The organism is Streptomyces sp. NPDC041200, assembly GCF_055591805.1.
This window is the reverse complement of the sequence record NZ_JBVIZF010000003.1, coordinates 332045-356002: the sequence shown is the minus strand read 5'-3', so window position 1 is coordinate 356002 and position 23958 is coordinate 332045. Positions and strand designations below refer to the sequence as shown.

Annotated in this window: 22 protein-coding genes and 1 pseudogene; 11 read left to right on the top strand and 12 right to left on the bottom strand. The window is 72.6% G+C overall.

Going from position 1 to position 23958, the window contains the following annotated elements; translation table 11 throughout:
* Nucleotides 1-265 precede the first annotated feature (265 nt).
* Nucleotides 266-1414: an LCP family protein gene (locus ACZ6CL_RS11265; RefSeq protein ID WP_468934160.1), complete on the top strand. Its 1149-nt coding sequence runs from the start codon at nt 266-268 to the stop codon at nt 1412-1414.
* Between the two features lie 51 nt (nt 1415-1465).
* On the opposite strand, the gene ACZ6CL_RS11260 is transcribed toward ACZ6CL_RS11265, so the two are convergent.
* The 4 genes from ACZ6CL_RS11260 to ACZ6CL_RS11245 form a co-directional block, all read right to left on the bottom strand.
* Entirely contained in the window at nt 1466-1942 is a 477-nt protein-coding gene (locus ACZ6CL_RS11260; protein WP_468934158.1) for an SRPBCC domain-containing protein, read from the bottom strand.
* A 32-nt stretch (nt 1943-1974) separates the two neighbouring features.
* Nucleotides 1975-3564 (bottom strand): carboxylesterase/lipase family protein, encoded by a 1590-nt coding sequence (locus tag ACZ6CL_RS11255; RefSeq protein WP_468934154.1) that lies wholly within the window; start codon nt 3562-3564, stop codon nt 1975-1977.
* A gap of 109 nt (nt 3565-3673) precedes the next feature.
* A complete protein-coding gene (locus ACZ6CL_RS11250; RefSeq protein ID WP_468934152.1) occupies nt 3674-4069 on the bottom strand; it encodes a nitroreductase/quinone reductase family protein in 396 nt (131 codons plus the stop codon).
* Nucleotides 4070-4115: 46 nt separating this feature from the next.
* A complete protein-coding gene (locus ACZ6CL_RS11245; protein ID WP_468934149.1) occupies nt 4116-5207 on the bottom strand; it encodes an MBL fold metallo-hydrolase in 1092 nt (363 codons plus the stop codon).
* A gap of 67 nt (nt 5208-5274) precedes the next feature.
* Here ACZ6CL_RS11245 and ACZ6CL_RS11240 point away from each other — a divergent pair, with 67 nt between their 5' ends.
* Both ACZ6CL_RS11240 and ACZ6CL_RS11235 read left to right on the top strand, forming a co-directional pair.
* Entirely contained in the window at nt 5275-6741 is a 1467-nt protein-coding gene (locus ACZ6CL_RS11240; RefSeq protein WP_468934147.1) for an aldehyde dehydrogenase, read from the top strand.
* Nucleotides 6741-6974 carry a ferredoxin gene (locus ACZ6CL_RS11235; RefSeq protein ID WP_468934145.1) on the top strand — a complete coding sequence of 78 codons (234 nt, stop codon included), beginning with the start codon at nt 6741-6743 and terminating at the stop codon, nt 6972-6974. Before ACZ6CL_RS11240 ends, ACZ6CL_RS11235 begins: the two co-directional genes overlap by 1 nt.
* A 126-nt stretch (nt 6975-7100) precedes the next feature.
* On the opposite strand, the gene ACZ6CL_RS11230 is transcribed toward ACZ6CL_RS11235, so the two are convergent.
* Nucleotides 7101-7727 (bottom strand): response regulator transcription factor, encoded by a 627-nt coding sequence (locus ACZ6CL_RS11230; RefSeq protein WP_468934142.1) that lies wholly within the window; start codon nt 7725-7727, stop codon nt 7101-7103.
* Nucleotides 7728-7976: 249 nt separating this feature from the next.
* Complete coding sequence (locus ACZ6CL_RS11225) at nt 7977-8591, bottom strand: TetR family transcriptional regulator (RefSeq protein WP_468934140.1); 615 nt, start codon at nt 8589-8591, stop codon at nt 7977-7979.
* A 361-nt stretch (nt 8592-8952) separates the two neighbouring features.
* Between ACZ6CL_RS11225 and ACZ6CL_RS11220 the strand changes: the two genes are divergently transcribed.
* The 3 genes from ACZ6CL_RS11220 to ACZ6CL_RS11210 all read left to right on the top strand — a co-directional run bounded on the left by ACZ6CL_RS11220 (nt 8953) and on the right by ACZ6CL_RS11210 (nt 12223).
* Nucleotides 8953-10320 (top strand): glycosyltransferase family 4 protein, encoded by a 1368-nt coding sequence (locus ACZ6CL_RS11220; protein WP_468934138.1) that lies wholly within the window; start codon nt 8953-8955, stop codon nt 10318-10320.
* Between the two features lie 71 nt (nt 10321-10391).
* Nucleotides 10392-11126 (top strand): class I SAM-dependent methyltransferase, encoded by a 735-nt coding sequence (locus tag ACZ6CL_RS11215; protein WP_468934136.1) that lies wholly within the window; start codon nt 10392-10394, stop codon nt 11124-11126.
* Nucleotides 11123-12223 (top strand): prenyltransferase/squalene oxidase repeat-containing protein, encoded by a 1101-nt coding sequence (locus tag ACZ6CL_RS11210; protein WP_468934134.1) that lies wholly within the window; start codon nt 11123-11125, stop codon nt 12221-12223. The genes ACZ6CL_RS11215 and ACZ6CL_RS11210 overlap by 4 nt, the downstream gene beginning before the upstream one ends.
* A 31-nt stretch (nt 12224-12254) precedes the next feature.
* On the opposite strand, the gene ACZ6CL_RS11205 is transcribed toward ACZ6CL_RS11210, so the two are convergent.
* The 5 genes from ACZ6CL_RS11205 to ACZ6CL_RS11185 form a co-directional block, all read right to left on the bottom strand.
* Complete coding sequence (locus ACZ6CL_RS11205; protein WP_450872399.1) at nt 12255-12548, bottom strand: hypothetical protein; 294 nt, start codon at nt 12546-12548, stop codon at nt 12255-12257.
* 38 nt (nt 12549-12586) lie between these two features.
* A complete protein-coding gene (locus ACZ6CL_RS11200; protein WP_468934131.1) occupies nt 12587-13597 on the bottom strand; it encodes an LLM class F420-dependent oxidoreductase in 1011 nt (336 codons plus the stop codon).
* Nucleotides 13598-13765: 168 nt separating this feature from the next.
* On the bottom strand, nt 13766-14611 hold the full coding sequence (locus ACZ6CL_RS11195; RefSeq protein ID WP_468934128.1) for a hypothetical protein: 846 nt from the start codon (nt 14609-14611) through the stop codon (nt 13766-13768).
* Between the two features lie 161 nt (nt 14612-14772).
* The gene (locus tag ACZ6CL_RS11190; RefSeq protein ID WP_468934126.1) at nt 14773-15696 is read right to left on the bottom strand and encodes an N-acetylmuramoyl-L-alanine amidase; all 924 of its coding nucleotides are present in this window, start codon (nt 15694-15696) and stop codon (nt 14773-14775) included.
* 53 nt (nt 15697-15749) lie between these two features.
* Entirely contained in the window at nt 15750-16418 is a 669-nt protein-coding gene (locus ACZ6CL_RS11185; protein ID WP_468934124.1) for a class I SAM-dependent methyltransferase, read from the bottom strand.
* A gap of 331 nt (nt 16419-16749) precedes the next feature.
* Here ACZ6CL_RS11185 and ACZ6CL_RS11180 point away from each other — a divergent pair, with 331 nt between their 5' ends.
* Both ACZ6CL_RS11180 and ACZ6CL_RS11175 read left to right on the top strand, forming a co-directional pair.
* A complete protein-coding gene (locus tag ACZ6CL_RS11180) occupies nt 16750-18948 on the top strand; it encodes an acyl-CoA dehydrogenase (RefSeq protein WP_468934119.1) in 2199 nt (732 codons plus the stop codon).
* 113 nt (nt 18949-19061) lie between these two features.
* A complete protein-coding gene (locus tag ACZ6CL_RS11175; RefSeq protein ID WP_468934110.1) occupies nt 19062-20531 on the top strand; it encodes an MFS transporter in 1470 nt (489 codons plus the stop codon).
* 2 nt (nt 20532-20533) lie between these two features.
* On the opposite strand, the pseudogene ACZ6CL_RS11170 reads toward ACZ6CL_RS11175, so the two are convergent.
* Nucleotides 20534-20626, bottom strand: a pseudogene (locus ACZ6CL_RS11170) (DNA-binding response regulator); the annotation flags it as partial.
* A gap of 326 nt (nt 20627-20952) precedes the next feature.
* Between ACZ6CL_RS11170 and ACZ6CL_RS11165 the strand changes: the two are divergent.
* The 3 genes from ACZ6CL_RS11165 to ACZ6CL_RS11155 are packed head-to-tail and all read left to right on the top strand — an operon-like array spanning nt 20953 to nt 23877.
* Nucleotides 20953-21810 carry a MaoC/PaaZ C-terminal domain-containing protein gene (locus ACZ6CL_RS11165; protein WP_468934107.1) on the top strand — a complete coding sequence of 286 codons (858 nt, stop codon included), beginning with the start codon at nt 20953-20955 and terminating at the stop codon, nt 21808-21810.
* A 43-nt stretch (nt 21811-21853) separates the two neighbouring features.
* Entirely contained in the window at nt 21854-22939 is a 1086-nt protein-coding gene (locus ACZ6CL_RS11160; RefSeq protein WP_468934105.1) for a Zn-dependent alcohol dehydrogenase, read from the top strand.
* Entirely contained in the window at nt 22924-23877 is a 954-nt protein-coding gene (locus ACZ6CL_RS11155; protein ID WP_468934102.1) for a 3-oxoacyl-ACP reductase, read from the top strand. The genes ACZ6CL_RS11160 and ACZ6CL_RS11155 overlap by 16 nt, the downstream gene beginning before the upstream one ends.
* The last annotated feature ends 81 nt before the right edge of the window (nt 23878-23958 follow it).

Here is a 23958-nt window from a genome sequence, read left to right as displayed (position 1 = left end):
TGAGGTCACCTCAAGAGGAATCCGACCCCGTCATCACATGACCACCGGAGGGTCACCGAACGCACCGAGGAACGGAAGATCACGGGCGTACTCGCGATGCGCCGGAGAACGCGCTGCTTTCCTTCGCGGACGGTCACGAAAAGGAATCGAGCCGTAACGCCGAGATGTCTCCGGCGGCGCTGCGGTGATATTTCCCCTGCGTCGATCCGGTTGACATCCTCGTCGATTTGCATTTACGGCCCATGAGTAATGCAGACTGCCGGGCATGCGCCCATGGAACGACAGCAGAAACGACAATTACCAGGACCCCGCACCGCAGGCGATGCCGCACGGCGGGCATCCCGGCGTCCCACCGCAGTACGGCGTTCCGCCTCAGCAGCCCGGCGCCGCGCCGCAGTACGGCGACGGATATGCCGACGATGTGCCGTACCGGCGCCCACGCCGCGGCCGGACCGTCAAACGCGTCCTGATCACCCTGGTCGTCGTCCTGCTGGTCGCTTCGGTCGCCACGTACTTCTGGGCCGACTCCAAGCTGCGCAAGGAAGTCGACCTCAGCCAGGTGATCGACCGCCCTGAGGCGGGCGACGGCACCAACTACCTGATCGTCGGCTCCGACAGCCGCGAGGGCATGTCCGACCAGCAGAAGAAGGACCTGCACACGGGCTCCGCCGACGGCAAGCGCACGGACTCCATGATGATCCTGCACGACGGATCCTCCGGCCCGACGCTCATATCCCTGCCGCGCGACTCGAACGTGACCATCCCGAAGTTCCGCGGCTCCGAGTCCGGGAAGATCAAGGGCCCCCTGGGCGCCACCAAGCTGAACGCCGCGTACGCCATGGACGGCCCGCAGCTGCTCGTCCGCACCGTCGAGGCCAACACCGGCCTGCACATCGACCACTACGCGGAGGTCGGCTTCTCCGGCTTCGCCAACATCGTGGACGCCATCGGCGGCGTCGACATGAACCTCGACAAGGGCTTCAAGGACAAGCAGGCCGGCGCCGACTTCCAGGCGGGCGAGCAGACGATGAACGGGCAGCAGGCGCTCGCGTTCGTCCGCAGCCGGCACGCGTTCGCCGCCAGTGACCTGGAGCGCACGAAGAACCAGCAGAAGTTCCTGTCCTCCCTCGCCTCCCAGACGGCGGCGCCCGGCACGGTGCTGAACCCCTTCAAGCTCTATCCCGCCATGGGCGCCGGGCTGGACACCCTGATCGTCGACAAGGACATGAACCCCTACTACCTGGCCCAGATGTTCCTCGCCATGAAGGACGTCACCAGCAACGGGGGCAAGTCCTTGAACATGCCGACCTCGGGCAGCGTCGGCGGCAACCTCCAGTGGGACCAGGCCAAGGTCAAGCAGCTCGTGGAGCAGCTCAACAACGACGAGCCGGTCACCGTCACCGACACCCCGTGACCACCCTCCGCGCGCGAGCCACCCCCCTCGCGCGCGGAGACCGCCGGCGCCTCACTCCGCCGTGTCCTGGGCTTCCGCCTCGACGAACCGCGCGAGCTTCGCGAGCGCCATGCGCGTGCCCGTCTCGTTGTCGGTGGCGGGCACGCTGTCGGGAATCCCTTCGTGCACGACGAGGACATCGGTGCCACCGCCGGCGTCGGTGAGGGTGGTCGTCATCGTCATCGTGCCGCGCAGTGCGGGATCATCGGTCTCGAACTCGATCGCCTCCACCACCTGCTCATCCGGTACGAGCTTCACGAAACGGCCGTGGTACGTATCGGTGTGCGGGGCGGACTTGCCGGTGCCGGTCGGCGCGTCGTACGTGAGCGAGACGCGGAACCTCCCGCCCTCGCGGGCCTCGAACTCGTGGACCCGGCCGCTCATCCCGTCCGGCACCCGCCACGTCGCGATCGCGCGCCCGTCCACCAGCGCCCGGTAGACAACCCCGCGCGAAGCCCGCACATGCCCGGAGACCCTCGTGGTGTACATGGGGCGAACATAGCCCCTTGGTCCCTGGGCGGTCAGCGCACGGACTTCCAGAAGTCGTAACGGTGGTCCTTGGCGAAGTCCACGGGACGGATGCCACCCGGCCCCGACGCGAGGGACAGCGCGTTCGGCGCCGCCGGGGTGGTGGGCTTCCAGCCCGCCTCGCCGGTGCGGGCGAAATCCGCCCAGATGCGGATCATCGCGTGGGAGAGGCTCTGCTGCGCCGGGGTGAGTTCCTCGTAGGCGTCCAGCTCGAAGAGGTAGGGAAGCTCGAAGGTGTGCGCGGCTCCCACCGGGAAGCCGGGTTTCTCGTAGGTCGCGTCGGAGTACCACGGGACCTCGCGGTCGGCGAATTCGTAGGTGTACGTCGGCACCCGGCGGGACAGCGCCCGGCCGCTGTCGACGGAGTGCCGGGCCCAGGTGGCGTCGGTCAGGGCCGCCGCGAGCGCGAGGGCCGGCGAGTCGTCGTAGTCGCCGATGGGGTAGCGGTCGGCGATGACACGGGCCCGTGCCCTGCCGAACTCCTGCTCCAGGTGGGCTTGGTAGTCGGCCTGGTCGATCCGTGCGTCCGGGTCGCCGGTGGCGGCCTTCTTGGCCAGTTCCAGGCCGTAGACCCTGGCGCGCTCCTCGTGGCGGTTGATGCCCTGGAGCACCGGGACCTTGGCGAACCGCCCGGTGGCGAACGCCTCCCGGGGGGTGCGGGGCAGCAGCTCGCCGCCGTAGACAGGGGTGTACTCGGGGCCCGTGCCGAAGGGGTGGACCAGTTGCCCGGGGGAGGCCGTACGCCAGTCGTTCAGATGGTGCTTCGTCTCGATCTCGGCGGCGGCCGCCTGGCCCTCCCGCAGGGCATCCTCGCGATCCCGCCTGCCCATGGCGGCCGTGCAGGGCGCACTCTGCAGGATGACCCGGTGGAAGAGGCCGGCCGATGACGGGGCGACGAGATGGGCGCAGGTGCTGTAGCCGCCGGCGGACTGGCCGAAGAGCGTGACGTTGCCCGGGTCACCGCCGAACGCGGGCGCGTTGCGCCGCACCCAGCGCAGGGCCGCCTGCTGGTCGAGGAATCCGTAGTTGCCGGACTCGCCGCGCCGCTCCAGGTCCGGGTGGGCGAGGTAGCCCAGGGCGCCCAGCCGGTAGTTGACCGTCACCACGACCACATCGCCCTGCGCGGCGAGCCGCCGGGCACCGTTCATGGCGCCCGCGCCGTCCGTGTGGTCGCCCCCGTGCAGATACACCATCACGGGCCGGGGCGTGGCGGAGGTGGCGCGCGGCGCGGTGACGTTGAGGAACAGGCAGTCCTCGTCGTCGGAGCTGGGTCCAACGGGCGGCACGGCACCCGTCTGGGGGCAGGCGGCCCCGGGCGCGGTGGCCTCCCGGACTCCCCGCCACCGCCGGGCGGGCGCGGGGGGTGCCCAGCGGCGCTCGCCCGTGGGCGGTGCGGCGTAGGGGATGCCCTGGAAGGTGCGCACGGTGTCGGTCACCGTGCCGCGTACGGCGCCCCGGTCGGTCCGGACCACGGAGCCGTCACCGGACCCGGTGGCGGCCGCCGCGTCGGCACCGCCCGTGATGGCTGTGATTCCTAATGCGAGAGCGCCTGCGAGAGCTGTGTGGATCGTCCGCTTCATCATGTAGACGAGCGTATGAATAGTGTGACCGCGCGAGCAGCCGGTCAGCCACCGGACGTCGAGGGGGGTTAACCCCACCAGCCGTCGGCACGGCGTGGTGCGAGCGCTGTGATCAGCCGGTGAGATCGACGCGCACGGTCAGCAGGTCGGTGCCCAGGGCGCGGACCGCGGTGCTGTTGTAGCGGGGGAGGGTCTTGAGGCGGGCGCGGGCGTCGTCCTCGGGGAGCGGGTGGGCGGTGCCGGTGTGCCAGGTGCCGTTGATGCGGACCCGGACGCGGGGGTCGGCCCGCAGGTTCCGTACGTACTGCGACCTGTCGCCGAACTCCGAGACGAACCAGAACGCGTCGCCGACGCGGCGTCCGCCGACCGGTGTGCGCCGGGGCAGCCCGGAGGTCCGGCCGGTGGTTTCCAGGAGGGTCTGGAACGGGAGCCGGGAGAGGATCGGGTTGCCGACGCGCCGCTGGAACGTCGTGACGATGCGGTGCTTGCGGTCGTGGTGGCGGGACATGCGTGGCCCTCTCGTTCGTCGGTCCGTCCATGGTGCGTGAGTGGGGTCAGAGGGCCTGGTAGGTGACCGGGTCGGTGCCGGGGACGGGTTCGGCCTGCTGGAGGGTGACCAGGCGGCGGAGGTGGGCTTCGGCCTCGGATACGGCGATGTTGCGGGAGCCGTGGGGGATGTCGGGCCAGGGGCGGTTCCACTCCATGCGCTCGGCGAGCTGCCAGGGGGTGAGCGGGGTGGCGAGGAGGGCGCGGAGGTCCGCGAGCCGGGCCTCGTGGTGGCGGAGGAGGGCACGCACGCGGGCGGGGGCGTCGGTGAAGGCGTGCTGGTGGGCCGGGAGGATCTCGGCGGGGTCGAGGGCGGCGACGCGCTCCAGGGAGGTGAGGTACTCGCCCAGCGGGTCGGTGGGGGTGGTGTCGGACGGGTCCTCGTACAGGCCGATGTGCGGGGTGATCTCGGGGAGGAGGTGGTCGCCGGAGAAGAGGCGGCCGTGGCCGTGGAGCGCCGCGGGGTGGGCTTCTTCCAGGTGGAGGCAGATGTGTCCGGGGGTGTGGCCCGGGGTCCAGATGGCGCGGAGGCGGCGGCCCGGGAGGTCGAGGAGTTCGCCGGGTGCGATCTCGCGGTCGGGGAGGGCGGCCCGTTGCCCGGGGAGGTGCGTACGGCCCGCGGCGCGGGCGGCGCGCAGCGGGGCGAGGTGATCTTCCGGGGCGCCGGCCGCGGCCAGCTTCTCGGTGAGGTAGTCGAGCCAGAGGGCGGGGTCGGCCTCGCGGGTGCGGCGTACGACGTGCGCGTCGGCGCCGTGCATCGCGATCCACGCCCCGGAGGCCTCCCGCACCTGGCCGGAGAGGCCGTGGTGGTCGGGGTGGTGGTGGGTGACGAGGACGCCGTGGATCTCGGCGACATCGGCGCCGCAGGCGGCCAGTCCGGCCGTGAGGGTGTCCCAGGCGGCCGGGTCGTCCCAGCCGGTGTCGATGAGGACCGGTCCGTGGTCGGTGTCGAGGAGGTGGACGAGGGTGTGGCCGAGCGGGTTGTCCGGTATGGGGACGGGAATGCTCCACACCCCGCCGCCGTGGTCGGTGACGCCGGTCGCCTCTGGCACGGGGTTCCCCTCTCCGCGAGTGCGGCCGGGCCGCAGCAGCGCATGCATTGCTGACTATAACGGGAACTGGTATCAGTTCTGATGCATCGTCAGGTATCGGCGGGAGGCATCAGCGATGGGCGACCTCATCGAGTACGGGCAGCTCTTCATCGGCGGGGCGCTGGTCGATCCGGCCGGGGCGGAGACCATCGAGGTCGTCTCGCCGCACACGGAACAGGTCATCGGGCGGGTGCCGCACGCGGCGCGGGCCGATGTGGACCGGGCGGTGGCGGCGGCGCGGCGGGCGTTCGACGAGGGGGAGTGGCCGCGTACCTCCCTGGAGGAACGGATCGCCGTCGTCACGCGGATCAAGGACGCGGTGGCCATGCGGCACGAGGAGATCGCGGAGGTCATCAGCAAGCAGAACGGCTCGCCGTACTCCTGGAGCGTCCTCGCCCAGGCGCTCGGCGCGATGATGGTGTGGGACGCGGCGATCACGGTGGCGCGCGACTTCACGTTCGAGGAGCGGCGGGCCGGAGTGCTCGGGCCGCTGCTGGTGCGGCGGGAGCCGGTCGGGGTGGTGGCGGCCGTCGTGCCGTGGAACGTACCGCAGTTCGTGGCGGCGGCGAAGCTGGCACCGGCGCTGCTGGCGGGGTGTCCGGTGATCCTCAAGCCGTCGCCGGAGACCCCGCTGGACGCGTACCTGCTGGCGGAGATCGCGACCGAGGCGGGGCTGCCGGAGGGTGTGCTGTCGATCCTTCCGGCGGACCGGGAGGTCAGCGAGTACCTGGTCGGCCACCCGGGGGTCGACAAGGTGTCGTTCACGGGGTCGGTGCCCGCGGGCAAGCGCGTGATGGAGGTGGCCTCGCGCCAACTGACCCGGGTGACGCTGGAGCTGGGCGGCAAGTCCGCCGCGGTGATCCTGCCGGACGCGGATCTGGAGGCGGCGGTCGCGGGCATCGTGCCCAACGCGTGGATGAACAACGGGCAGGCGTGCGTCGCCCAGACCCGCATCCTCGCCCCGCGCGGCCACTACGACGAGCTGGCCGAGCGCTTCGCCGCCGCCGCCTCGGCCCTGGTGGTCGGCGACCCGCTGGACCCGGCGACCCAGGTCGGCCCGCTGGTGGCGCGGCGGCAGCAGCGGCGCTCGCTGGACTACATCGCGCTCGGGCAGCGCGAGGGCGCCAAGGTGCTGACGGGCGGCGGGCGCCCCGAGGCCCAGGAGACGGGCTGGTACGTGGAGCCGACGCTGTTCGGGGACGTCGCCAACACGATGCGCATCGCCCGGGAGGAGATCTTCGGCCCGGTCATCTGCCTGCTGCCGTACGGGGACGAGGAGGAGGCGGCCCGGATCGCCAACGACTCCGACTACGGGCTCTCCGGCAGCGTATGGACGGCGGATGTGGCGCACGGCATCGACTTCGCGCGGCGCGTCCGCACCGGTACGTACTCGGTGAACACCTTCAGCCTGGACATGCTCGGTCCGTTCGGCGGCTACAAGAACTCCGGCCTGGGGCGGGAGTTCGGCCCCGAGGGGCTGGGGGCGTACCTGGAGCACAAGATGATCCACCTGCCGCAGGGGTGGGACGGGGAGCAGGGCTGATGGGGGACCGCTGGCGGATCGAGGTCGACCACGGCGCCTGTGTCGGCTCGGGCTTCTGCGTGAGCAGCGCCCCCGGCGGATTCCGGCTGGACGCGGCGCGGCAGGCGCATCCGGTCGAACCGGAGGCGGACGCATCCGAGGCGGTGCTGGTGGCGGCGGAGGGGTGCCCGGTGGAGGCCATCGCGATCCGGCTGCTCGAAAGCGGTGAACAGGTCTTTCCCCCCGACGAGTAGGCGGGCGGCCCCGTTGTTCCCGTGGAACGACGGGGCCGCCCGGCGGCGGGAGGGCTGGTCCCTCAACAGGCGTAGGCCTTCTCCGGTTTCCGTCCGCGCGGACCTCCACCATCCGCGCGATGACGATCAGACCCAGCCCTCGCAGCGGGAGATGCGGATGGCGTCCACCCGGTTGCGCGCCCCGGTCTTACGGGTGATCGCGGCCAGGTAGTTGCGTATCGTCCCGTTGGACAGGTGCAGGGTCCGGGCGATCTCCGCGATGGAGGCGCCGTCGGCCGCCAGGGACAGGACGCCCAACTCGCGCTCGGTCAGCGGGATCTCCGCCGCCTTGAGGAAGCCGTAGCCCAGCGAGTCGTCGATGAAGCGCTCCTGCTTCGCCACGTGCCGGATGCCCTCCAGCAGCCGCTGCGGCGGGGCGTTCTTGTCGATGTACCCGAGGGCCCGGGCCTTGTGGGCGCGGCGCAGTTGGCCGGGGCGCCCGGCGTTGGCCAGGACGAGCAGTCCGGACTCGGGGCCGCTCTCCACGGCCGGGGCCTCGGCCATGAGCTTGCCCAACTCGCCCTTGCGCGCGGCTTTGTCGGAGCCGGGGCAGTCCGTGTCGACCACGCAGACGTGCGGCTGTAAGCAGCGGGCCCTGCTACGCGCGTCACGCCATGCGGCGGAAGCCACCTCGAACTCAGGTTCGGCTTGTATCAGTGCGGCCAACGCGGACCGCAGCAGGTATGAATCATGTACCAGAAGAACCCGTATCACGGAGTTCTTCACCCCCTGTAGAAGTTGAGCCGTCGCACGCCGTCGTCGCTCTGTCGCGCGCCGTTCATGAATACCGGGATTGCCCAGGCCCTGAACGCGAAATTCGAGCCAAAGGGGGGCGTGCGGGCGCACACTTTGCTGTCGTTGTGCGCCCCCCATGCACATCGTGCGCCGCTACGCGCCCCTGGTGCGCGCGCCGTGCGACGGCCTGCGGGAAGGGGATGCGCGGAGGGGAGGGGCTAAAAGTGGTCAGGCGCGCTCGGTTGGCGCCGTCAGGTCGATCAGTCGGCAGACCGTCTCGATGTCGATTTTGACCTGGGCGATCGAGGCCCGCCCCGACAGCCAGGTGATCAGCGCCGAGTGCCAGGTGTGCTCGATGACCCGCACCGCGGACAGCTGCTCGGCGGTCGGCGGACCCTCCAGGCCCATCGCGTCGAGGATGATCGCGGTGGTGAGCCGGGAGACCATGTCCACCTCGGGGCTTACCGAGCGGTCGGCGAAGGTGAGGGCCCGGACCATCGCGTCCGCCAGATGGGGTTCGCGCTGGAGCGCCCGGAAGGCGCGCATGAGGGTCTGGGCGACGCGGGTGGCCGGGTCCTCCTCGGTCGGCGGGCGCTTGCGCAGCGTCTCGTGCATGTGCTGCAACTGGTCCTGCATGGTCGCCACCAGCAGATGGACCTTGGACGGGAAGTAGCGGTAGAGGGTGCCGAGCGCCACGCTGGAGTGCTCGGCCACCTCGCGCATCTGGACCGCGTCGAAGCCGCCGCGGCTGGCCAGCCGGGCACTGGCGTGCAGGATGCGCCGGCGGCGCGCCTCCTGCCGCTCGGTCAGCTGCAGGGAGGCCGGCTTGACTTCTGCGGTCATTTGTCTCACTTCGGGTGCATAGTGTCTGCGCTGCGGTTGACAAACGGACACCGTGCATGATGGCAGGGTCGGCCTAGGGGCGCGAGTCAGTGAAACTCGTTCTAGGGTCGCGTGTCGCTTGAGCGTGGCGGCCGGTCGGCGGAGGGGCGTTTGCCGGACTCGCGCCGATATGGTCACGCCTCCAGAAAAGGGCGTCGCGCGCAAGGGGCTACCGAGTGGTAGGGATCACCCGTTCCGGCTCCGGCGGCGATGGGTTCGCCAGGTATCTTCGAGACTTCTGTGGCTATCCGTTAGTGAAACTTGTTCTAGATAATCGTGAGCGGCTACGCTCCCGCTGACGTGCATCAAGGAGGGGGCGCGAGTGACCGCAGAGGCCGCGCAGGAGACCGGAGTCGACCCGCTTCGGATGGCGCCCCCCGCCCCCGCGGAGGGCCGGGTCCAGGGGGGTGACCGGCCGCTGCGCATCGCGCTGCTGAGCTACAAGGGGAACCCGTTCTGCGGAGGCCAGGGCGTCTACGTACGCCACCTCTCCCGCGAACTCGCCCGGCTGGGCCACACCGTCGAGGTGATCGGCGCGCAGCCGTACCCGGTGCTCGACGCCGAGGACGGCGTCACCCTCACCCAGCTGCCCAGCCTCGACCTCTACCGCCAGCCCGATCCGTTCCGCACACCCGGGATGGCGGAGTACCGGGACTGGGTCGACGCGCTGGAGGTCGCCACCATGTGGACCGGCGGCTTCCCCGAACCGCTCACCTTCAGCCTGCGCGCCCGCCGCCATCTGGCCGCCCGGCGCGGCGCGTTCGACGTCGTCCACGACAACCAGACGCTCGGCTACGGGCTGCTCGGCATGGAGCGCACCGGCTTCCCGCTGGTGACCACCATCCACCACCCGATCACCGTGGACCGCCAGTTGGAACTGGACGCCGCGGAGGGCTGGAAGCGCCGCCTCTCCGTACGCCGCTGGTACGGCTTCACGCGCATGCAGAAGCGGGTGGCCCGGCAACTGCCCTCCGTGCTCACCGTCTCCGGCTCCTCGCGCCGGGAGATCGTCCGGGACCTCGGCGTGCCGCCGGGGCGCGTGCACGTCGTCCACATCGGCGCGGACACCGGACTGTTCTCGCCCGACCCCGCCGTGCCGGTGATCCCCGGGCGGATCGTGACCACCTCCAGCGCCGATGTGCCGCTCAAGGGGCTCGTCCACCTGGTCGAGGCGCTGGCGAAGGTCCGTGCCGAGAACCCCGCCGCCCACCTCGTGGTCGTCGGCAAGCGCCCCGAGGAGGGGCCGGTGGCCGCCGCCATGGCCCGCTACGGGCTCCAGGGCGCCGTCGAGTTCGTCAAGGGCATCAGCGACCCCGAGCTGGTCGACCTCGTCCGTGGCGCCCAGATCGCCTGTGTGCCCTCGCTGTACGAGGGGTTCTCGCTGCCCGCCGCCGAGGCCATGGCCACCGGCACCCCGCTGGTCGCCACCACCGGCGGCGCGATACCCGAGGTCGCGGGCCCGGACGGCGAGACCTGCCTCGCCGTACCGCCCGGCGACGCGGGCGCGCTCGCCGCCGCCCTCAACCGGCTGCTGGCCGACGCCGACCTGCGCGGGCGCCTCGGCGCCGCCGGACGGGAGCGGGTGCTGCACCGCTTCACCTGGGAGCAGGCCGCCCGCGGCACCGTCGAGCAGTACCGCGCGGCCATCGGCGCCCAGGCCCGCGCCGCCCGGACCCGCGCCGCGCGCTGACCGCCTCCCTCCGCTTGGCCCCCTCGCTTCGAGACGACCCCCACGACCCCGCCGGACGAAAGCAGATCCCCGTGCTGACCGTCGATTTCTCCCGCTTCCCCCTCGCCGCCGGCGACCGCGTCCTCGACCTGGGCTGTGGCGCGGGACGCCATGCCTTCGAGTGCTACCGGCGCGGCGCGCGGGTCGTCGCGCTCGACCGCAACGGCGAGGAGATACGCGAGGTCGCGAAGTGGTTCGCCGCCATGGAGGAGGCCGGTGAGGCCCCCGCCGGGGCCACCGCCACCGCCATGGAGGGCGACGCGCTGGCGCTGCCGTTCCCGGACGACAGCTTCGACGTCGTCATCATCTCCGAGGTCATGGAGCACATACCCGACGACAAGGGCGTGCTCGCCGAGATGGTGCGGGTGCTGCGCCCCGGCGGCCGGATCGCCGTCACCGTGCCGCGCTACGGCCCCGAGAAGGTGTGCTGGGCGCTGTCCGACGCGTACCACGAGGTGGAGGGCGGCCACATCCGCATCTACCGGGGCGACGAACTCCTGGAGCGGATGCGGGAGGCCGGACTGCGGCCGTACGGCACCCACCACGCCCACGGTCTGCACAGCCCGTACTGGTGGCTCAAGTGCGCCTTCGGCGTCGATAACGACAAAGCGCTGCCGGTGCGCGCGTACCACAAGCTGCTGGTCTGGGACATCATGAAGAAGCCGCTGGCCACGCGGCTCGCCGAGCAGGCGCTCAACCCGCTGATCGGCAAGAGCTTCGTGGCGTACGCGACCAAGCCCCACGCCTCCCGCGAGGCTCAGGCGTGACGGCGCGCGGCCCGCGCCCCGGCCCCCGTACCGAACGGCTGGCGCTGCCGGGCGTCCTCACCGCCGAGGAGGCCCTGCGTACCGTCGAGGGCATCGCCGCCGTCCAGCGCGCGGACGGCGCCATTCCGTGGTTCCGCGGCCACCACCTCGACCCGTGGGACCACGTCGAGGCGGCGATGGCGCTGGACGCGGCGGGCGAGCACCAGCGCGCCGAGGCCGCGTACCGCTGGCTCGCCGACCACCAGAACCCCGACGGCTCCTGGTACGCCGCCTACCCCGACACCCCCGACGGGGTGGCCGCCGACGCCCCCACCGACCGCGCCCGCGAGACCAACTTCTGCGCGTACGTGGCCGTCGGCGTCTGGCACCACTATCTGGCCACCGGCGACGACACGTTCCTCGACCGGCTGTGGCCGACCGTGTTCGCCGCCGTCGAGTTCGTGCTGCAGCTCCAGCAGAGCGGCGGTCAGATCGGCTGGCGGCGCAAGGCCGACGGCACCGTCGACCCGGACGCCCTGCTCACCGGCTCGTCCTCCATCTACCAGGCCCTGCGCTGCGCGCTCGCCATCGCCGAACACCGCGAGGACCCGCAGCCGGACTGGGAGCTGTCGGCGGGGCTGCTCGGGCACGCGATACGCCACCACCCCGAGCGCTTCCTCGACAAGAACCGGTACTCGATGGACTGGTACTACCCGGTCCTCGCCGGTGCCCTCACCGGCGCCGCCGCCACCGCCCGCATCGAGGCGGACTGGGACCGCTTCGTCGTCCCGGGCCTGGGCATCCGCTGCGTCGCCCCGAACCCCTGGGTGACCGGCGGCGAAAGCTGCGAACTCGCCCTGGCCCTGTGGGTGATGGGCGAGTCCGACCGCGCGGTGGACATCCTGCGCTGGGTCCAGAAGCGGCTGCGCGCGGACGACGGGATGTACTGGACGGGGTACGTCTACGAGGACGACGCCGTCTGGCCCGAGGAGCGCACCACCTGGACCGCGGGCTCGCTGCTGCTGGCCGTGGCCGCGCTGGGCGGGGACGAGGCGACCACGGCCGTCTTCGGCGGGGAGCACCTGCCGCGGGGGCTGGACTCGGACTGCTGCGGCTAGGTACGCGTGCGGGGCCTCGGCGTGCGGGGCCTCAGCCGCGGCGGATGCGGCCCGCCACGGCGTGGCCGATGAACAGGTAGACCACGGCGGGCAGCCCGTAGTTGAGGACCGTCCGCAGCCAGTCCGTATCCATCGTGAACAGGTCGTGGGACCAGCCCGCGAGCCAGCCCGCCGCGTCGCGGACCACGGACACGAGGTCGTTGGCGGGGTTGGCGTCGAGGAGGGCGAAGAGGATCCACAGACCGAGGATCACGGCGGTGATGTCCGCGACGACCATCACGACGGTCGCCGCCTGATTGTTTCCGTAGCGATAACTTCGGGACATGTCCGGACGTGTTGCCCCGACGTGCGGGCCCAAACCACTCATGTGTTCAATTCCGCCAGTACCCGCAGCGTCTCCGGGTCCGGCGCGATCACCAGCAGGTCCGTCACCGGGCCCGTGCGCCACAGCTCCAGCCGTTCCGCGACGCGCCCGCGCGGGCCGATCAGGGACACCTCGTCGGCGAAGGCGTCCGGCACCGCCGCGATCGCTTCCTCGCGGCGGCCCGCGAGGAAGAGGTCCTGGACCCGGCGCGCCTCGTCCTCGTACCCCATGCGGGCCATCAGATCGGCGTGGAAGTTGCGGGCCGCGTGGCCCATGCCGCCGATGTAGAAGCCGAGCATCGCCTTCACCGGAAGCAGGCCCTCCGCGATGTCGTCGCACACCCGTGCCTGGGCCATGGGCGCCACCATGAAGCCGTCGGGCGCCGCGGCGAGGGCCGCCTCGTACAGCGGGGTCCGCCGCGGCGACCAGTACAGCGGCAGCCAGCCGTCGGCGATGCGCACGGTCTGGGCGATGTTCTTGGGCCCCTCGGCGCCGAGCAGCACCGGGAGGTGGGGGCGGAGCGGGTGGACGATGGGCTTGAGCGGTTTGCCGAGGCCGGTGGCGTCCGGCCCGGCGTACGGATGCGCGTGAAAGCGCCCGTCGAGCCGTACGGGCGCTTCGCGGCGCAGCACCTGCCGGATGACGTCGACGTACTCGCGGGTGGCGGTGAGCGGGCTCGTCGGGAACGGCCGTCCGTACCAGCCCTCCACGACCTGCGGCCCCGACAGGCCGAGGCCGAGCATCACGCGCCCGCCGGAGAGGTGGTCGAGGGTGAGCGCCTGCATCGCGGTGGCGGTGGGGGTGCGCGCGGCCATCTGTGCGATCGCCGTGCCGAGCCTGATGCGGGAGGTGTGGGCGGCGATCCAGGTGAGCGGGGTGAAGGCGTCCGAGCCCCAGGACTCGGCGGTCCAGACGGAGTGGTAGCCCAGCTCCTCGGCCTGCCGGGCGAGGTTCAGATGGCGGGGGTCGGGGCCGCGGCCCCAGTAGCCGAGCGCCAGGCCGAGCCGCATGACAACCCCTCTCTGACGTTCTCTGACGTCGCGTCAGGCCGCGTGTCGGCTGGACTGTACGGCGAGGGTGCGCACATGGCAACGGCCCCCCGCCCCCGTGGAGGGGCGAGGGGCCGTGTCGGCTGTGCGGGTCCAGCTGTGCGGTGTCAGCTGTGCAGCTGTGCCGCGTCAGCCGCGCTGGATGCCCGTGGTGTCCTGGAGCACGCCGCGCCGCCCGTCCTGGGTCTGCGCGACGAGCGCCTGACCGCGCTGCTCGACCGCCAGGTACCAGGTGCCGGGAGCCAGTTCGGCGATGGTGCTCGACGAACCGTCCTCGGCGTACAGCGGCCGGGTCACCGGCACCGCGAACCAGAACGGCGCGAAGTCCGAGCCGCCCGCCGCCGGCGCCGGGGCGGCCGGTCCGGGCTGGCCCGGCTGACCGCCGAAGGAGGGCGCACCCGGCTGGCCGCCCTGCGGCTGACCGGGCTGGGCGCCGCCCGGGCCCGGGTAGCCGTAGCCCGGCTGCGGGGCCTGTGCCCCGTACGGGGCCTGCGCGCCGTACGGGGACGGGGCCGCCGGGGCGGGGGCGCTCATCAGCGGCGCCTTGAGGGCCGGGACGCGCGGGGTCGCGATGACCGCAGCGGCCATGGCGAGGGTCGCCACCAGCGCCAGGATGGCGCCGACACCCGGGCTGCCCTTGTCCGGCGTGACCATGAGGGACCACAGCGAGTCCCAGGCGGCGACGACGACGAAACCGGCGCCCCACTGGTCGAGGGTGAGTCCGCTGACCTTACGGCTCTCGGGCTGGAACCGCCCCGCGATGACCAGCCCCGCGCCGATCAGCCCGACCAGGAACACCGACGGAAGCACGACCATGAGCGTGTCCGTGTCCCAGCCATTCGGCATGTCGATCTCGTCGCAGTACGGGCCGCCGTCACAATCGGCCGAGTAGAAGTCGAGGAAGGAGGCGATGAAGAGCAACACCGCTGCTCCGATCACCACGCCGTCGCCTCGAGTGAGCGAGCGGATGTTCAACGTGAGTCCTTAGTCATTCTCTTGTATACGGAATGCTGCCGCCAGGCGCGGTGGCGCGAAGGCGTCGGGGGTGGACCCATCGTACGGGGGAACCAAGCTGATGAGACCGGGGGTGGGGCATCGGTTTCCCGGTCGTGACCTCGCGTTCGGTTGTTGGAGACTTACCTGTTCAAGAAGTCCGTAATGCCCTGCGCGATCCCGAGCGCGGCTCGCTCACGCCACTTCGGATCGGTCAGTTCCGCCGCGTCTTTGGAGTCGCGCATATTGCCGCACTCGATGAACACTTTCGGAACGGTGGAGAGATTGAGACCGCCGAGATCTCCACGGACATTCAACCCGCTGCCGTCGCCGATGTAGTCGGCGGGCTCGCTTCCGGTGGCATCCATGAATTCGCTCCGCACCCGTTCGCCGAGCCGGCGGGAGGGTGCGGCGATCTTCCCGGTGTCGGCGCCGCCGCCGCGTACGGACTTGGGCAGGATGACGTGGAAGCCGCGCTCCCCGGCGTGTGCGCCGTCCGCGTGGACGGAGACGACGGCGTCGGCGTGCGCGCTGTTCCCGATCCGGGCGCGCTCGTCCACGCACGGGCCGTACGGGCGGTCGCCGTCCTGCGTGAACGTCACCGCCGCGCCGCGGGCTTCGAGGAGGGCGCGGGCGCGGCGGGCCACGTCGAGCGTGAAGGAGGCCTCGGAGTAGCCGGATTCGGTGGCCGTGCCGGTGGTGTCGCACTCCTTCTCGTTGGTGCCGATGTCGACGCTGCGGGCGATCTCGGAGGTGTGATCGCGGTTGTTCGGGTTGTGGCCGGGGTCGAGGACGACGACCTTGCCGGTGAGTGGCTTGTCGTCGGTTTCGTTCTTGGGCTTCGGCGAAGCCGACGGTGGCGGCGCGGGCAGCGGCGATGAGGTGGACGAGACGGTGGGGAGGGAGGAGGCCGGTGTGCCGCCGCTGTTGTCGTCCCGCTGTCCCAGGTTGTCCCACAGCAGCCAGCCGCCGAGGCCGAGGGGCGCCAGGGCGGCCAGTACGAGGGTGAGGGTGCGGGTGGTGCCGCCGCGGCGGCCGGAGTCGGAGAAGAAGCTGCCGTTCGACACGTCGCGATGGTAGCGGCTGCGGGGGTGGCGGCTGCGGGGGTAGTGGCTGAAGGTCAGGCGGGCGGGGTCGCGCGGGTGCGGCGCAGCACGCGCAGGGAGCGGGTCGCGCAGACCTCGGTGAACGCGCCGGAGGCGAGGGCGCGGCGGTAGATCCGGTACGGGGCCTGCCCGCCGTCGGCCGGGTCGGGGAACACGTCGTGGATGACGAGGAGCCCGTCGGGTGCCACGTGGGGCGCCCAGCCCTCGTAGTCGGCGGCGGCGTGTTCGTCGGTGTGCCCGCCGTCGATGAACACGAGCGCGAGTGGCTTTCCCCACACCGCGGCGACCTGCGGGGACCGCCCGACGGCGGCGATGACGTGGTCTTCGAGACCCGCGGAGTGCAGGGTGCGGCGGAACGTGGGCAGCGTGTCCATCCGGCCGACCTCGGGGTCGACGACATCCGGGTCGTGGTACTCCCAGCCGGGCTGCTGCTCCTCGGAGCCGCGGTGGTGGTCCACGGTGACGGCGACGGTGCCGGTTTCGCGGGCGGCGGCGGCGAGGAGGATGGTGGAGCGGCCGCAGTACGTGCCGACTTCGAGGAGCGGCAGGCCCAGGCGTCCGGCGTCGGTGGCGGCCGCGTACAGGGCCAGGCCCTCGTCGGTGGGCATGAAGCCCTTGGCGCGCTCGAACGCGGTGAGGATGTGTGGGGCGGGTGCGGTGGCAGGTTGCGTCACCTTGCCCATCCTGCCGCATGAGGGTGGGTGCGGTGCTGGCCGTCCTTGGTCAGGGTTTCGCTGCCGGGTGCGGCCCGGTGGGCGTGGCCCCCCAGGTCGTGGGGCGGCCGTCTCCTGGCCGGGTGCGGGCCGGCGGGTGCTGCGGCCCAGGCCGTCCCTGGCCGGGGTGTCGTTGCCGGGTGGGGGCCGGCGGCCGGTTTGTGCCCACCCGTCCCGCCCCGCGGAACGATTGCCCACAAACCGGCGGGGTCTGGGGCGGAGCCCCGGTTTCGGGAAGGGGCGGGGTGGGGAGAACCCTCGCGCGCACCGCACCTGACCCCCCGTCAGATTGGAACCCCGCATGGGCATCGGCGTCACGGAAGACCAAGGGGGGCTGGCGCGGGCGACGCGGGGGTGGGTGGGGCGGGCTGTGCCTCCGGAGGCGGTGCGGAAGGTGCTCGACGGCGCCCCCGGCGGCGGGGGCAGGGCCCCGCACTGGCAAGGGCTCGCCGCACAAGGCCTGCTCGGGCCGCACCTGCCGGAAGAGCACGGCGGAGGCGGCGGAGGCCTGGCGGACCTCGCCGTGGTCCTGGAGGAGACGGGGCGGGCCGCGCTGCCCGGGCCGTATCTGCCCACCGTGCTGGCCTCCGCCATCCTCCACCGGGCCGGACACGGCGCACTGGTCGCGGCCCTCGCCGACGGCACCCGCACCGCGGCCGTCGCGCTCGGTACCGGGTCGCTCGTCGCCGTGCCCGGCCCGGACGGCGTGGTGGTCCTCGACGGCTGCGCGCCGCCGGTCCTGGGCGCCGGGGACGCCGACGTGATCGTCCTCGCCGCCGCGCTGCGGGGCACGGTGACCGTATGGCTGGCCGTGGACGCCGCCGACCTCGCCCTCCGCGGCCACGACAGCGCCGATCCCACCCGCCCGACCGCCGAGGTGCGCGCCTCGGGCGTGGCCGTCCCCGAGGACCGGGTGCTGGACGTCGACCCCGCGCTCGTCACCGACCTGGCGGCCGTCCTGTTCGCCGCCGAGGCGTGCGGCACGGCGGGCTGGGCGCTGGACGCGGCGGTCGGGCACGCCCGGGTGCGTGAGCAGTTCGGGCGGCCGATCGGGCAGTTCCAGGCCGTGAAGCACCTGTGCGCCGACATGCTCGTCCGCGTCGAGCAGGCCCGTGCCCTCACCTGGGACGCGGCCCGGGCGGCCGACGAGACTCCGGCCGATGAGACCCCCGCCGTACGCGGGCTCACCGCCGCCCTCGCCGCCGCCACCGCGCTCGACGCCGCGTACGGCTGCGCGAAGGACTGCGTCCAGATCCTCGGCGGTCTCGGCTTCACCTGGGAACACGACGCCCACCTCCACCTCCGCCGCGCGACCGTGGCCCGCGCGCTGCTCGGCACCGGAGCGCACCACCGATTACGCGCCGCCCGCCTCGCCGCCAACGGCGCCCGCCGTGAGCTGCGGCTCGACCTCCCGCCCGAGGCGGAGTCGCACCGCCACGGCGCCCGCGCCGCGATCGCGGCGGCGCGCGGGCTGGACCCGGGCGCCGCGCGGCGCGCCCTCGCGCCCACCGGGTATGCCGCACCGCATCTGCCACCCCCGTACGGTCTCGGCGCGGGCCCGCTGCGGCAGCTCGCCATCGAGCGCGAGCTGCGCGACGCGGGCGTGGTCCTCAGCGATCTGGGCGTCGCCACCTGGGTGGTGCCCTCGCTCATCGCCTACGGCACGGACGCCCAGCGCGAGCGCTTCCTGCTGCCGACGCTCCGTGGCGAACTGCGCTGGTGCCAGCTGTTCTCCGAGCCCGACGCGGGCTCCGACCTCGCCGCCCTGCGCACCCGCGCCGAGCGGACGGCGGAGGGCTGGTGGCGGGTCAGCGGGCAGAAGGTGTGGACATCGGGGGCCCGGACGGCGGACTACGGCATCCTGCTGGCCCGTACGAACCCGGAGGCGCCCAAGCACAAGGGGCTCGGCTACTTCCTGGTCGACATGAAACGGACGGCCGGGATCACCGTCCGCCCGCTGCGCGAGATCACCGGCGAATCCCTCTTCAACGAGGTGTTCTTCGACGACGCTCTGCTCCCGCCGGACGCGGTGGTGGGCGAGGTGGACGCGGGCTGGGCAGTCGCCCGTAACACCCTCGGCAACGAACGCGTCCACATGGCCGACCAGCTGACCTTCGACACCGGCCTGGAGGCGCTGATCGCACACGTTCCGGATACCGGCCCGGAGCGCGAGCGCGTCGGCGGGCTCATGGCCGAGGCGCACGCCCTCGCCTGCATCGCGCTGCGCACCACCCTGCGCCAGGTGTCCGGGGTGGAGCCGGGCGCGGGCGCGAGCGTCCGCAAGCTCGTCCAGACCGCCCACCAGCAGAAGGTCGCCGAACTCGCCCTGGAGCTGCTGGGACCCGGCGGCGCGGTGTGCGAGGGCGCGGGGGAGCGGGCCGTGCACGGCTTCCTGATGTCACGCTGTCTGACCATCGCGGGCGGTACGACCCAGGTCCAGCTGAACGTCGTCGCGGAACGGCTGCTCGGCCTGCCCCGCGACCCGGCGCCCACCGGATGACGGCCGCCCGCCGCTGGTCCGGGGTCCGCCGCTGGTCCTAGGACCGGCAACCGTCCGCAAATGCGCAGAATTGCCGATGCGTGGGGTCCGCACACAGTGCGAGCATCACCGCCATGCCCACCCCAACTCCGCCTCCGCCTGCCCTTCCCTCCACAGCCGACCCCGCCCCGCGCCCGCCGCGCGCCTCGCCGCCGGTCTGGGCGGTGCTGCTGGCCGCCTGCGCCGGACAGTTCGTGGTGGTCCTCGACATCTCGGTGGTCAACGTCGCCCTGCCGTCCATACGCACCGACCTGGGGCTCGGTGAGACCGCGCTGCAGTGGGTGGTCAACGCGTACGCGCTGACCTTCGCCGGGTTCCTGCTGCTCGGCGGCCGCGCCGCCGACCTCTTCGGACGCAAGCGGGTCTTCCTCACCGGGCTCGGGCTGTTCACCGCCGCCAGCCTGGCCGGTGGCATCGCCCAGCAGCCCTGGCAACTGGTCGCGGCCCGCGCCCTGCAGGGCCTGGGCGCGGCCGTGCTCTCCCCGGCCACGCTCACCATCCTCACCACCGCCTTCCCGCACGGCGCGGCCCGCACCCGCGCCATCGGCACCTGGACGGCGGTCGGCGCGGGCGGGGGCGCGGCGGGCGGGCTGGTCGGCGGGGTGCTCACCGAGTACCTGTCCTGGCGCTGGGTGCTGCTGGTCAACGTGCCGGTGGGCGTGGTGGTGCTGGTGGCCGCGGCGGTGTGGCTGACCGAGGGCCGCTCCGGGGCGGCGCGACGGCTCGACGTACCCGGCGCGGTGCTGGTCACGGCGGGCGTCGCGGCGCTCGCGTACGGCATCGTGCAGACCGAGCCGTACGGCTGGGGCGCCGCCGCCTCGCTCGGGCCGCTGCTCGCCGGGGTGGCGCTGCTCGCGGTGTTCGTGGCCGTCGAGGCGCGTACGGAGGAACCGCTGATGCCGCTGCGGCTGTTCCGCGTCCGGGCGGTCACGGCGGCGAACGCGGTGATGGTGGTGTGCGGCGGCGGCATGTTCGCGATGTGGTACTTCATGACGCTCTACTTGCAGAACGTGTTGCACTACAGCCCGGTCAAGGCCGGACTCGCCTTCCTGCCGCACGCCTTGTCGATCATCCTCGGCTCGAAGCTCGCGCCCCGGCTGATGGCCCGGATGGACGGAAAGCTGCTGGCCATGGCGGGCGGAACGCTGGCCGTCGTCGGGTACGCGTGGCAGAGCCGGATGGACGCGGACGGCACCTTCGCCGGTACGGTGCTGGGCCCCGCGATCGTCATGTCGTTCGGGTCCGGGCTGATGATGACTCCGCTGGCCGCCTCCGCCACCTCGGGCGCGGCCCCCTCCGAGGCGGGATTGGTGTCGGGCCTGGTCAACACCTCGCGGCAGATCGGCGGCGCGCTCGGTCTGACCGTGCTGGCGACGGTCGCGGCCGAGCGGATCACCGCCCGGGGCGGGGTCGGGCCGGAGGCGCTGGCGGCCGGGTACGGCCACGCGTTCGTCGTGGCCACGGGGATCATCGCGGCGGCGGTGGTGCTGATGGCCGTGGCCCTGCCGCGTACCCCGGCCGCGCCCCGCGTGGACACCGCCTAGGACTACAGCCAGCCGTTCTGGCGGGCGGCCCGGACCGCCTCCATGCGGTTGCGGGTCTGGGTCTTGCCGATCGCCGAGGAGAGGTAGTTGCGCAACAGCAGCGGGAAGTACAGCAGCCAGTTCCCGGCGTAGCCGATGCCCAGGGCGAAGGTGACCGCGGCCAGCCCGGCGAGGGCCAGGACCGGGGACGTTTGTCCCCGGTGCGGTGACGAACAGCCCGGCCTGACCGGACACCCGTAACTGACGGCCTGTCAGCAGTCTTCCTCCTCCAGGGGGATTGGGTTATACAGGTGCCATCGGCTAGAACGCGTTCTAAACGCGACGCGGCCCTGCCGACCAGTGACGACCCCGGCGCGGCCGACGGTGCGGACGGGCGGGCCGGGGTCTTCCCGCCCCTCCCGCCAAGGAGTGCTGTCGCCCTATGCCCATCGACGCCGCCACGGCCGTCTCGGCCGAGCCCCGGACCACCGCCCTCGCCTGGGGACACAAGGACATCCAGCTCTACCACCTGGGCATCGGCGCCGGAATCCCGGCCACCGATCCCGATGAGCTGCGCTACACGCTGGAGAGCGAGCTGCACGTCCTGCCCAGCTTCGCCACCGTCGCGGGCGGCCGCATGGCGCTCGCCGGGGGGCTGAACGGCCCGGGCGTCGACGTCGACCTCGCGGCCGTCCTGCACGGCGGCCAGACCGTCGAGGTGCACCGGCCGATCCCGGTGGCCGGGGACGCCACCCAGACGTCCCGGGTCGCGGCGGTGTACGACAAGGGCAAGGCGGCGGTCATCGTGCTGCGCACCGAGGCGGCCGACGCGGACGGTCCGCTGTGGACCTGCGACAGCCGCATCTTCGTCCGCGGCGAGGGCGGCTTCGGCGGCGAGCGCGGCCCCTCCGAGCGGCTGGAGACCCCCGCCCGCGAACCCGACCGCACGGTGGAGCGGGCCATCCGGGAGGACCAGGCGCTGCTGTACCGGCTCTCCGGCGACTGGAACCCGTTGCACGCCGACCCCGGGTTCGCCAAGGTCGCCGGGTTCGAGAAGCCGATCCTGCACGGACTGTGCTCGTACGGCATGGTCCTCAAGGCCGTCGTGGACACCGAGCTGGGCGGCGACGTCGCCCGCGTGCGCTCGTACACCACGCGCTTCGCCGGGGTGGCGTACCCGGGCGAGACCCTGCGCGTCCGGATGTGGCGGGAGGCCGAGGGGCGCGTCCAGGTGACGGCGAGCGCCGTCGAGCGGGACGACGCGCCCGTCCTCAGCGACACGGTCGTCGCACACGCCTGACCTTGTGATCCCACTCATTCAAGCTCATTCAAGAGGAGCCGCTGTGCGCGCAGCCGTAGTGCACGAGACGGGACAGGACAAGCTCGAAGTCCTCGACGACATCGAGGCGGTGGGCTTCGGCCCGGGCAAGGTCCGGCTGCGCATCCGGGCCACCGGGCTGTGCCACTCCGACCTCTCGGCGATGAACGGCGTCCTGCCGCAGCCCGCCCCCTTCGTCCCCGGCCACGAGGGCGCGGGCGAGGTCATCGAGGTCGGCGACGGGGTCACCGGGCTGAGCCCCGGCGACCGGGTGCTGGTGTGCTGGCTGCCCGCGTGCGGCGGCTGCCCGTCCTGCAAACGCGGTCAGAGCCAGCTGTGCCTGTCCGGGTTCATGAACGCCGGAACGCCCAACTTCAAGCGCGCGGGCGACGGCGCCGACCAGGTCTTCGGCATGGCCGGGACCGGCACCTTCGCCGAGGAGGTCGTCCTCCCCGCGCCCTGCGCCGTGCCGATCCCCGACGACGTCCCGTACGACATCGCCGCCCTCATCGGCTGCGGCGTGACCACCGGGCTCGGCGCGGCCCTCAACACGGCGCGGGTGGAGGCCGGTTCGTCGGTCGCCGTCATCGGCTGCGGCGGGGTCGGCATCAGCGTGGTGCAGGGCGCCCGGGCGGCGGGCGCGGCCCATATCGTCGCCGTCGACCCCGTCACCTCGCGGCGCGAGGCCGCGCTGCGCTTCGGCGCCACCGAGGCGGTCGCCCCGGAAGGGCTGGACGACGCCAAGAACAGCGTCACGGCGGGTGAGGGCTTCGACTACGTCTTCGAGGTCGTCGGCAAGTCCGCCACCGCCCGCCGGGCGTACGAGACCACACGGCGCGGCGGCACGCTGTGCGTCGTCGGGGCGGGCGCGGTGGACGACTTCCTGCAGCTCAGCATGTTCGAGCTGTTCTTCGACGAGAAGCGGATCCTGCCGTCCCTGTACGGCGGCGGCGATGTGCTGCGCTCGTACGAACGGACCATCGCGCTGTGGCGGGCGGGCCGTATCGACCTCGCCGGGCTCATCACCCACCGGGTGCGGCTCGCCGAGATCAACGACGCGCTCGACCAGATGCGGACGGGGGAGGCGCTGCGCACATGCATCGAGATCTGACGCGACCTCTGGCGGGCAGGACCGCGATCGTCACCGGCGCCGGGCGCGGACTCGGCCGCGCCGAGGCGCTGGAGCTGGGCCGGCTGGGCGCCGCCGTCGTCGTCAACGACTACGGGCAGGGCGGCCGCGACGGCTCGGGCGAGGCGTCCTCCGGCCCCGCCGAGGAGGTGGCCGAGGAGATCCGCGCGGCGGGCGGGCGCGCCACCGCCCACGTGGGCGACGTGGCCGACTTCGACGCGGCGCGCGGACTGGTCCAGCTCGCGGTCGACACGTACGGAGCGCTGGACATCCTGGTCAACAACGCGGGCATCCTCCGCGACCGGATGGTGTTCTCGATGTCCGAGGACGAATGGGACGCGGTCATTCGCGTCCACCTCAAGGGCCACTTCAACACCACCCGTTTCGCCGCCGCGCACTGGCGCGAACGCTCCAAGGCCGCCGGGGGCGGGCCGGTGCACGGCCGCATCGTGAACACCTCGTCCGAGGCCTTCCTCGCCGGGTCGCCCGGCCAGCCCAACTACGCGGCCGCGAAGGGCGGCATCGTCGGCCTGACCCTCTCCACGGCGGGCGCGCTCGCCAAGTACGGGGTGACGGCGAACGTCATCTGTCCGCGAGCCCGCACCCGCATGACCGAGGACGTCTTCCCTGACGCCGATCTCGGGGCGGACGGCCGCCCCGACCCGCTCTCCCCGGAGCACGTGGCCCCGCTCGTCGGCTACCTCGCCTCCCCGCGCGCGACGGGGGTGAACGGCCAGGTGTTCGTGGCCCACGGGGGCATGGTGGCGATCGTGGAACGGCCACGGGTGGCCGCGAAGCTGGACGCGAAGGGGGACGTCTTCGGCTTCGAGGAGCTGGACGGGCTGCTCACGCCGTACTTCGGGGAGCGGGCCGGGGAGGGGTTCGCGGCGGTGGAGGTGCTGAGCCTGAAGCGGGGGTGACGTCCCAGCGGGGGCGAAACGGCCCACCCCTCCCCACCCCACAGCCGTGCACGCGTGCCGCGTGTGCTGTGGGAAGGGGAG

Coding starts and splice junctions, on each gene's coding strand:
- ACZ6CL_RS11200 (WP_468934131.1), bottom strand. CDS start 13,597: ATGCGGCTCGGCCTGGCGCTCGGCTACTGGGGCCGCGGCCCCGACCCC.
- ACZ6CL_RS11165 (WP_468934107.1), top strand. CDS start 20,953: ATGCCCATCGACGCCGCCACGGCCGTCTCGGCCGAGCCCCGGACCACC.
- ACZ6CL_RS11225 (WP_468934140.1), bottom strand. CDS start 8,591: ATGACCGCAGAAGTCAAGCCGGCCTCCCTGCAGCTGACCGAGCGGCAG.
- ACZ6CL_RS11185 (WP_468934124.1), bottom strand. CDS start 16,418: ATGGGCAAGGTGACGCAACCTGCCACCGCACCCGCCCCACACATCCTC.
- ACZ6CL_RS11175 (WP_468934110.1), top strand. CDS start 19,062: ATGCCCACCCCAACTCCGCCTCCGCCTGCCCTTCCCTCCACAGCCGAC.
- ACZ6CL_RS11245 (WP_468934149.1), bottom strand. CDS start 5,207: ATGCATGCGCTGCTGCGGCCCGGCCGCACTCGCGGAGAGGGGAACCCC.
- ACZ6CL_RS11235 (WP_468934145.1), top strand. CDS start 6,741: ATGGGGGACCGCTGGCGGATCGAGGTCGACCACGGCGCCTGTGTCGGC.
- ACZ6CL_RS11205 (WP_450872399.1), bottom strand. CDS start 12,548: ATGTCCCGAAGTTATCGCTACGGAAACAATCAGGCGGCGACCGTCGTG.
- ACZ6CL_RS11250 (WP_468934152.1), bottom strand. CDS start 4,069: ATGTCCCGCCACCACGACCGCAAGCACCGCATCGTCACGACGTTCCAG.
- ACZ6CL_RS11260 (WP_468934158.1), bottom strand. CDS start 1,942: ATGTACACCACGAGGGTCTCCGGGCATGTGCGGGCTTCGCGCGGGGTT.
- ACZ6CL_RS11180 (WP_468934119.1), top strand. CDS start 16,750: ATGGGCATCGGCGTCACGGAAGACCAAGGGGGGCTGGCGCGGGCGACG.
- ACZ6CL_RS11240 (WP_468934147.1), top strand. CDS start 5,275: ATGGGCGACCTCATCGAGTACGGGCAGCTCTTCATCGGCGGGGCGCTG.
- ACZ6CL_RS11255 (WP_468934154.1), bottom strand. CDS start 3,564: ATGATGAAGCGGACGATCCACACAGCTCTCGCAGGCGCTCTCGCATTA.
- ACZ6CL_RS11155 (WP_468934102.1), top strand. CDS start 22,924: ATGCATCGAGATCTGACGCGACCTCTGGCGGGCAGGACCGCGATCGTC.
- ACZ6CL_RS11265 (WP_468934160.1), top strand. CDS start 266: ATGCGCCCATGGAACGACAGCAGAAACGACAATTACCAGGACCCCGCA.